Annotated in this window: 3 protein-coding genes; 2 read left to right on the plus strand and 1 reads right to left on the minus strand. The window is 54.6% G+C overall.

Going from position 1 to position 2907, the window contains the following annotated elements:
- Window positions 1–87: hypothetical protein (locus tag VGM55_RS12275; RefSeq protein ID WP_331635612.1), on the plus strand; the 87-nt coding region annotated here is incomplete at its 5' end.
- Window positions 88–221: 134 nt separating this feature from the next.
- Here the strand turns inward: VGM55_RS12275 and VGM55_RS12280 are convergent.
- Window positions 222–1133 (minus strand): LysR family transcriptional regulator, encoded by a 912-nt coding sequence (locus VGM55_RS12280; protein ID WP_261453572.1) that lies wholly within the window; start codon window positions 1131–1133, stop codon window positions 222–224.
- Between the two features lie 110 nt (window positions 1134–1243).
- Here VGM55_RS12280 and VGM55_RS12285 point away from each other — a divergent pair, with 110 nt between their 5' ends.
- Window positions 1244–2662 carry an aldehyde dehydrogenase family protein gene (locus VGM55_RS12285; protein ID WP_261444086.1) on the plus strand — a complete coding sequence of 473 codons (1419 nt, stop codon included), beginning with the start codon at window positions 1244–1246 and terminating at the stop codon, window positions 2660–2662.
- The last annotated feature ends 245 nt before the right edge of the window (window positions 2663–2907 follow it).

The raw sequence follows: 2907 nt of genomic DNA on the forward strand, positions 1-2907 counted from the left end.
GCTAAATACAACCAACTGATCCGTATCGAAGAAGCGCTGGGTTCACGCGCTCCGTTCAACGGCCTGAAAGAAGTTAAAGGTCAGTAATAACGGCTTGGTTCGTTGCTAAATAAAAACCCGCTTCGGCGGGTTTTTTTATAGGATTTATTCACTGTTTTATGATTCCAGGAAGTTATAGTGAGTTATTAATTGCGCGATATCTTCTGGTTACTTGACTGCCATTACCCGATCCTCTGGCCGTTATCGCGCTGTTCATGGATCAGGTCGATCAGTGCGCGTAATCTGGCAGGTAAATAGCGCCGGCCGGAATAATAAAGCCTTAATCCGCCAAAGGGTTGGCACCAAGGTTCCAGCAGTGGGATCAGCAATCCTTGAGCCAGTTCATCACGGATCAACCACTCGGCAATGAAAGCGAGTCCAACGCCACCCAACGCTGCCTGCCGGATAGCGCGGCTCTCACTGAGTGAGATACGCACTGGCATATTCACCTGCAATTTCTGCCCGTCCTTCTCCAACTCCCAATGGTAAACACCACCGTGTGACATTCTCATACCGATGCTTTGGTGTTGCAGCAGATCCTCCGGCTGATGTGGCGCACCGTGGTGTGCCAGATAGCCGGGGCTGGCGACAATCAGCATGCGAATATCCTGTGTGAGGGGAACGGCGATCATATCCTGTGGTACGGATTCCGCCAGCCGAATACCGGCGTCGAAGCCATCAGCCACAATATCCACCATGCGCGGCTCGGTAACGATGTCCACACCCACCTGCGGATAGCGTCGCATATATTCCAGCAGCAGGGGCTCTAACAGGATCAGCGCTGCTTCAGGTGGGGCATTGATACGCAATCTGCCGCTGGGCATATCCGGCTCGCTGCCGGCCTCTTCACTGGCGCGCTGGATTTCTGCCAGAGCGGGTGTGATGCGTTCGACAAAACGTTGACCAGCGTCGCTCAGCGCTACGCTACGGGTGGAACGGTTGAATAGCCGCGCTTGCAGTCTCGTTTCCAACCCGGCGACGGCGCTACTGACTGCGCTGCTGGACATGCCCAATTCTTGGGCTGCTGCGCGAAAGCTACGGTGGCGGGCCACGGCCAAAACCACTTCGAGTTCGGTGATGCCGTTACGGTACATTGATTATCCTGATTTTCAGCATAAGTCATGCATGATAAGCCTACTTATCGGCACGATAAAGGCTCTCTATACTCCTTTTTATCAAGATACGATGTATGTGGAGAGAGAAAATGCAACAGATTGAACAAATCTATATCAATGGTGAGTTCGTAACGCCTCATGGTGATGAATGGTTTGATTTACATAATCCCAGCACTGAGCAGGTGATTGGGCGTGTCCGTTTAGGAGATGAAGCCGATACCCGATTGGCAATTGCGGCGGCTAAAGCGGCATTCCCCGCTTGGGCGCGCACCACCAAAACCGAACGCAAGGCGGCGCTGACGCGTATGCATCAGGCGGTACTGGCGCGTGAGGATGATCTGATGGCGGCGATTGTGACCGAATACGGTGCCCCTTCGGTTCGTTCTCGCTGGATGGCGACTTACCCGGCCAGCGTGATCGCTCAGGCCATTGAGGCGTTGGACGCCTTTGAATTTGAGGAGCAGGTGGGTAGTGCGCAAGTGTGGATGACGCCTGTGGGAGTGGCCGGCTTGATTACCCCCTGGAATAGCGATGCGGGTTTTATCTGCAATAAACTGGCGACGGCGTTGGCTGCCGGCTGTACTGCGGTGGTTAAGCCCAGTGAAATGAGCGCCATGCAGACACAGATCATCACAGAGGCGCTGCACCAGGCCGGTTTGCCGGCAGGCGTATTTAATATCGTCAATGGGCGCGGTGATGTTGTGGGGGAGGAGCTGACCCGGAATCCGGATGTGGCAAAAATTTCCTTTACCGGTTCAACGGGTGTAGGGAAACACATTGTGGTATCCGGTGCCGAAACAATGAAGCGCGTTACGTTGGAGTTGGGGGGGAAATCGCCAACTCTGTTACTCGACGATGCTGATTTCCCAGCGACAATTGGTATGATCTTACAGGCCGGTTTTATGAACAGCGGACAGGCCTGTATTGCGGGCACGCGTATTTTGGTTCCTCGCCAGCGTTTGGCTGAGTTTGAACAGGTGGCGGTGGAAGCGATAGCGCAGATCAAGTCCGGCGATCCTCGTCAAGTTGACACCGATATCGGCCCGATGGTGAGTCGCAAACAGTGGGAAAGAGTACAAGGGTATATTCACCAGGGGCTTGAGGAGGGCGCGCGTTTGTTGGCGGGGGGGCCGGGACGGCCAGAGGGATTAACCCGAGGCTGGTTTGTCAAACCGACGCTGTTTACCCACGCTAATAACCAGATGCGTATCGCCCGCGAGGAAATTTTTGGCCCGGTGCTGACTATTTTGCCTTATGAGGATGAAGCGGAAGCGATTGCGATCGCCAATGACACGACTTACGGCCTTAGCGCGATGGTTATCGGCCAAGACCATCAACGTTGTCTGGCCGTTGCCCGGCAAATTGACGCAGGGCGAGTGCTGGTGAATACCTTGGCCCATGAACCTAAAGCGCCTTTCGGTGGTTTCAAGCACTCTGGATTAGGACGTGAAATGGGCAAGTGGGGCATCGGCGCTTATCTGGAACCTAAGACGGTAATGATTGGCTAATGGCTGCGAAGCGAATAATCACAACCAGAACGAAATGCTCTTCCTCTCTCCCTTTTGGGGATATTAGGGGAGAGAGAAGGAGTTGCCGCTGCTGATTCGGCTCACTACAACAGTGTCGGGGCGATCTCCAGCAGCGCTTGTTCGTCCTGCAGTAGCGCGGCGCTGCTGGCGATGTCCGGCGCCAGCCAGCGGTCCTGATGATAAGGTGCCACCACCTGCCGTAAACGTTGCCAGGCACGGTGAGT

This window comes from Cedecea sp. (assembly GCF_036500665.1).
Taxonomy (GTDB): domain Bacteria; phylum Pseudomonadota; class Gammaproteobacteria; order Enterobacterales; family Enterobacteriaceae; genus Cedecea.

Bases quoted from the DNA above. Each gene is read 5' to 3' on its own strand.
- VGM55_RS12285 (WP_261444086.1), top strand. From the start codon at position 1,244: ATGCAACAGATTGAACAAATCTATATCAATGGTGAGTTCGTAACGCCT.
- VGM55_RS12280 (WP_261453572.1), bottom strand. From the start codon at position 1,133: ATGTACCGTAACGGCATCACCGAACTCGAAGTGGTTTTGGCCGTGGCC.